The organism is Streptomyces hainanensis (assembly GCF_004348415.1).
Taxonomy (GTDB): Bacteria; Actinomycetota; Actinomycetes; order Streptomycetales; family Streptomycetaceae; genus Streptomyces; species Streptomyces hainanensis.
The window spans coordinates 1-4,590 of sequence record NZ_SMKI01000558.1 but is presented as its reverse complement, the minus strand read 5'-3'; the positions used below and the strand labels follow the sequence as shown (position 1 = coordinate 4,590).

Genomic DNA, 4,590 nt, shown 5'->3' with positions numbered 1-4,590 from the left:
GGGCGGGCCGGGTGTCCGCCGTCGGGGTCACGCGGTCACCGGTGCGGCGTCACCCGGACGACGAGCCGGAACGGCCGGTCCGGGGACAGGCGGGCGAGCCGGGCGGTCAGCGTCTCGACGAGCCAGTCGTGCGCCGTCTCCGGATCCCCGCAACGCACCCGGACCGCCACGGTGGCCCGCCGCCGCCGGACCCGGACGTGCGCGCAGGCCACGCCCGGCGTCTCGGCGGCGGTGTCCTGGAGCAGCAGCGCGACCGCCGACAGGTCGAGGCCGGCGCGGGCAGGGGCCAGGGGCACGACCGCGCGGCGGACCAGCCAGCCGCCGAGGAGCGCCAGCGTCACGGCGGCGGTGACCAGCGCCGTGTCCGGTGCGGGCAGGGCGAGTTCGCGGGCCAGCGCGAGGCCGGGCAGCGCGGCGGCCGGGGCGAGCAGCGCGCCGGCCGGGGCCGGCCACCGGCGGCGGGGCGGCGGCGCGTGCGCCAGGACCCGGACCGACTCCACCGGCGTGCCGGCGCGGGTCGGGGTCCGCCGGCCGCCGGGGGCCCGCCGGGCCACGGCCGGCGCGGCGCCGGCGGCCGGCTCGGCCCGCGCCGGTCTCACCGCCGGCGCTCCGGCGCCCGAAGCAGCCGGCCCGGGTCGAGGTCGCCCTCGGCCAGCCGGCCGAGGCAGAACCCGACCGCGCCCAGCGCCCCCACCAGCAGGAACGCGGCGAATCCGCCGAACCAGGCGGCGAAGCCGAGCGCCATGCCGGCCGCCAGTCCCATGAAGGCCACCGTCACGCCACCCGGGTCTCGTCGTCATCGTCCTCGGGCAGGTGCACGTCGCCCACGGCCACGTTCACCTCGACGACCTCCAGGCCGGTCATCCGCTCCAGCGCGGCGATGACGTTCTCCCGGATCTCGCCCGACACGTCCTGGATGGCCACCCCGTACTCCACGACCACGTCGAGGTCGATGGCCGTCTGCCGCTTGCCGACCTCCGCGTGCACGCCGCGGGCCACGTTGGCGCGGCCGCCACCGCCGGGCACCCGGTCGCGGACCGCGCCGAACGCGCGGGCGAAGCCGCCGCCCAGGGCGTACACGCCCGGCACCTCGCGGGCGGCCATGCCGGCGATCTTCTCGACCACGCCGTCCGCGATCGAGGTCTTGCCCCGGCTGACCGCCGGTTCGTCGACGCCGGAGGCGCCGTCGCTGACCGTCGTGCCGGCCGAGGCGCCGGTGGTCCTGGCGTGCGGCACCGTCGTGGCGGGCTCCGTCGTGGCGGGCTCCGTCGTGGCGGGCTCCGTCGTGGCGGGCTCCGTCGCGGTCGCCGTAAGCTTCTCCGCCGGGGACGCCGTTCGAGTCGCCATGTCCTTCTCCTCACGTCGGTTCGGATGCTGACGGCGGTTGGACACGGCCCGGGCGTCGAACGTCACGCGGGTTCGCGGTTTTTTCTCCGGCCCGTTCCCCACGCGTGGTGGAAGGAGCCGGTGGGTGCGTGAGGCGGAGGGGACGTCGACTCCCGACGCGCTGCTGGCCGTTCGGGCCGGCGAGGGCGACGAGGAGGCGTTCGAGATCCTGGTGCGCCGGCACGGCCCGGTGCTGCTGCGGCTGGCCTCCCGGCTGCTCGGCGACCACGCCGAGGCGGAGGACGCCGTCCAGGAGTCCTTCGTCAACGCCTGGCGGCGGCTGCCGGAGTTCCGCGGCGAGGCCGCGTTCCTGACCTGGATGTACCGTATCGTCACGAACAGGTGTCTGAACCAACTGCGGGCGCGGCGGCCCACCACGGGGCTCGACGCGGTCCCCGAGCCGGTGGCCCCCGAGTACCAGGCGTCGCCGGTCCGCGCGGCCGAGTCGACGGCGGCAGCGGCGGCGTTGTCCGACGCGCTGGCCGGGCTGTCGGCCGAGCAGCGGGCCTGTTGGGTGCTGCGGGAGCTGCACGGCCTGTCGTACGAGGACATCGCGGACGCGGTCGGCATCAGTCATCCGGCGGTCCGCGGCCGGATCCACCGGGCACGGCGCCAGCTGATGGAGGTGATGGGCGCGTGGCGATGAACGTCCCACCTCCGCGGGACGAGGAGGCCGAGGTCGCGTCGGACGTGCTGCCGTGCGGCCGGACGCTGAGCGCGGTGTGGGAGGCGTGCGACGACGGCACCACGGCCGCGGATCCGCATCTGGCGGCCTGCCCGCACTGCTCGGCCGCCGTCGCGGACCTCGGCGTGCTCGACGACTTCGTGCGCCGCGAGCGCGCCACCGAGGCCGAGGCGGTGGCCGAGGCGGAGCGGGCCCGCGCCACCTCCGTCACGGACCGGGTGATGGACCTCGTACGGCGCGAACTGCGGCCCGGCAGGCCGCTGCCGCTCGGCGAGCCGGCCGAGGACCTGTGGCTGGTCGAGTCCGCCGCGGCCCGGACGTTCCGGGCGGTGGCCGACGCCATGCCCGGGGTGCGCGCGGGCAGTTGCCGGGTGGCGCCGGTCGCCGGGGCGGGGGCGACGGCCGAGGCGCGCGGCCCGCTGCGGGTCCGGATCGAGGTGGCGGCCGGCCTCACCTGGACGGTGCCGGAGCTGGCCCGGGTGCTGCGGGAGCGGATCACCCGGGCGGCGCGCGAGACGCTGGGCCTCGACGTCCGCGTCGTCGACATCGCCGTCGTCGACGTCCTGGTGGCCGCCGACGACGACGCCCACCGACCGAACGGGAGGCCACGGTGACCCGACACCACCCGACCACCGGCCGCGTCCCGACCGCGGACCGTCTCGCCCAGCGGGCCGCGCGGGCGGCCCGCGAGGTCGAGGGCGTCGCCTATCTGCGGCCCGGGCTCGCCGCCCTGCTGCGCGGCGCGGACCATCCGCGCCCGGCCGGGGTCCGGGTCAGGCACCGGACGGAGCCCGAGCGGTGGGCGATCGAGCTGCACCTGGCCGTGCTGGCCGGCCACCGGGCCCTCGACGTCGCCCGGACGGTGCGGGCCGCCGTCGCCGAGGCCGCCCGCGAGACGCTGCCGGCCCGGGCCAGGCTGTCTGTCAAGGTGACGATCACCAATATCACCTGATCGGGTGAGGCACCGGATCGGACCAATCCCGCGCGTGGGGCGGCGCCGAATAGCGAGGGGCACCCGCGCGGCGGGGTCCTGTCCGCCGTCCATGGAGGAGTGCGTCTATGCAGTGTGTCCCGCGGCCTGCCCATTCGGCCCCGTGTCGGGGAGCGGGGTGCGCCCGATGAGGGAACATGCCCGTCTCGTCGACGGCGTGGAGCCGGGGCCGACGCTCGCCGACCGCGTCGCCGAGGTGGCGCGCGGCGACCAGGACGCGTTCGCCCACGTGTACGACGCCGTGGCCGGTCCGGTGCTCGGCCTGGTCCGCGGCGTGGTGCGCGATCCGGCGCAGTCGGAGGAGGTGGCCCAGGAGGTGCTGGTGGACGTGTGGCGGCGGGCCGCCCACTACCGGCCGGAAAGGGGCTCGGTGATGGCCTGGGTGATGACGATGGCCCACCGGCGCGCCGTCGACCGGGTGCGGGCGGAGGAGGCGGCCGGGGCGCGCGAGGAGCGGGCCGCGCTGCTGGCGCGCACCCCGGCGTTCGACGAGGTGACGGAGCAGGTGGAGACCCGTCTGGAGCGGGAGCAGGTGCGGCGCTGCCTGGGCGCGTTGACGGACCGGCAGCGTGAGTCGGTGACCCTCGCCTACTACCGGGGGCTGACCTACCGCGAGGTCGCGGAGTTGCTGTCGCTCCCACTGGGCACCGTCAAGACGCGGCTGCGGGACGGGCTGATCCGGCTGCGCGACTGCCTGGGGGTGATCCTGTGATGAGCGGGCACGACGACGGTGGCGGGGTGGCCGCGAGCGACACGGAGCCGCACGTGCTGGGCGGTGCCTACGTGCTGAACGCGGTGTCGGAGCGGGAACGCGAGCTGTTCGAGGCGCATGTGCGGCGGTGCGCGTCCTGTGCGGCGGAGGTCGTCGAGTTCGCGGAGACGACCGCCCGGCTGGGGATGGCGGTGGCCGAGGCGCCGCCGCCCGGGATGCGGGCGGCGGTGCTGCGCCGGATCGCCACGGTGCGGCAGGACCGGCCGCCGGTCGCGGAGCGCGACGAGGCGCCGGCCGGGCGGCGGCGCCGCCGGCTGCTCGGCCTGGCGCTGGCCGCCTGTGTGGCCGTGGCCGCGGCGGGCGCCGGCGGCACGCTGTGGCAGTGGCGGGCCACCCAGGACGCGGAACGGCGGGCCGAGTCGGCCGAGCGGCGGGCGGACGAGTTGGCCGCGGTGCTCTCGGCCGGGGACGCGCGGCTGGCGAGCGGGCCACTGCCGGGCGGCGGCAGCGCGAGCGTCGTCGTGTCGGCCGAGGCCGACCGGGCGGCGTTCCTGGCGACGGGGCTGCCCGAACTGCCGGACGACCGGGTGTACCAGCTGTGGTTCGACGAGGAGGGCGGGATGCGGCCGGCCGGTCTGCTGGGCTCGGGGGCCGGCGAGTGGCGGATGCTGGAGGGCGCGGTGGACGGCGCGTCCGGGATGGGCGTGACGGTGGAGCCGGCCGGCGGCTCGCCGGAGCCGACCGGCGAACCCCTGGCGGTGATGGCCTTCCCCACCGGGTGAGTCGGGAGGGTGCGTCGGAGGGGGAGTCGGGAGG

The 4,590-nt window shown here is 77.4% G+C and carries 8 protein-coding genes; 5 read left to right on the top strand and 3 right to left on the bottom strand.

Annotated elements, in window-relative coordinates:
• Positions 1-35: 35 nt before the first annotated feature.
• Genes E1283_RS32405 through E1283_RS32395 form a run of 3 tightly spaced genes read right to left on the bottom strand, consistent with a single transcriptional unit; the run spans position 36 to position 1,347 of the window.
• Positions 36-599 (bottom strand): DUF6286 domain-containing protein, encoded by a 564-nt coding sequence (locus E1283_RS32405; protein ID WP_132821736.1) that lies wholly within the window; start codon positions 597-599, stop codon positions 36-38.
• Positions 596-778 carry a hypothetical protein gene (locus E1283_RS32400; protein ID WP_132821735.1) on the bottom strand — a complete coding sequence of 61 codons (183 nt, stop codon included), beginning with the start codon at positions 776-778 and terminating at the stop codon, positions 596-598. The genes E1283_RS32405 and E1283_RS32400 overlap by 4 nt, the downstream gene beginning before the upstream one ends.
• Positions 775-1,347, bottom strand: coding sequence for an Asp23/Gls24 family envelope stress response protein (locus E1283_RS32395; RefSeq protein ID WP_132821734.1), 573 nt, complete (start codon positions 1,345-1,347; stop codon positions 775-777). The genes E1283_RS32400 and E1283_RS32395 overlap by 4 nt, the downstream gene beginning before the upstream one ends.
• Before the next feature lie 124 nt (positions 1,348-1,471).
• Between E1283_RS32395 and E1283_RS32390 the strand changes: the two genes are divergently transcribed.
• The 5 genes from E1283_RS32390 to E1283_RS32370 all read left to right on the top strand — a co-directional run bounded on the left by E1283_RS32390 (position 1,472) and on the right by E1283_RS32370 (position 4,556).
• A complete protein-coding gene (locus E1283_RS32390; RefSeq protein WP_243745257.1) occupies positions 1,472-2,032 on the top strand; it encodes an RNA polymerase sigma factor in 561 nt (186 codons plus the stop codon).
• On the top strand, positions 2,029-2,685 hold the full coding sequence (locus E1283_RS32385; protein ID WP_243745258.1) for an Asp23/Gls24 family envelope stress response protein: 657 nt from the start codon (positions 2,029-2,031) through the stop codon (positions 2,683-2,685). Before E1283_RS32390 ends, E1283_RS32385 begins: the two co-directional genes overlap by 4 nt.
• On the top strand, positions 2,682-3,023 hold the full coding sequence (locus E1283_RS32380; RefSeq protein WP_132821733.1) for an Asp23/Gls24 family envelope stress response protein: 342 nt from the start codon (positions 2,682-2,684) through the stop codon (positions 3,021-3,023). Before E1283_RS32385 ends, E1283_RS32380 begins: the two co-directional genes overlap by 4 nt.
• Positions 3,024-3,189: 166 nt before the next feature.
• A complete protein-coding gene (gene sigK, locus E1283_RS32375) occupies positions 3,190-3,774 on the top strand; it encodes an ECF RNA polymerase sigma factor SigK (protein ID WP_132821732.1) in 585 nt (194 codons plus the stop codon).
• Positions 3,774-4,556 (top strand): anti-sigma factor, encoded by a 783-nt coding sequence (locus tag E1283_RS32370; RefSeq protein WP_132821731.1) that lies wholly within the window; start codon positions 3,774-3,776, stop codon positions 4,554-4,556. The genes sigK and E1283_RS32370 overlap by 1 nt, the downstream gene beginning before the upstream one ends.
• The last annotated feature ends 34 nt before the right edge of the window (positions 4,557-4,590 follow it).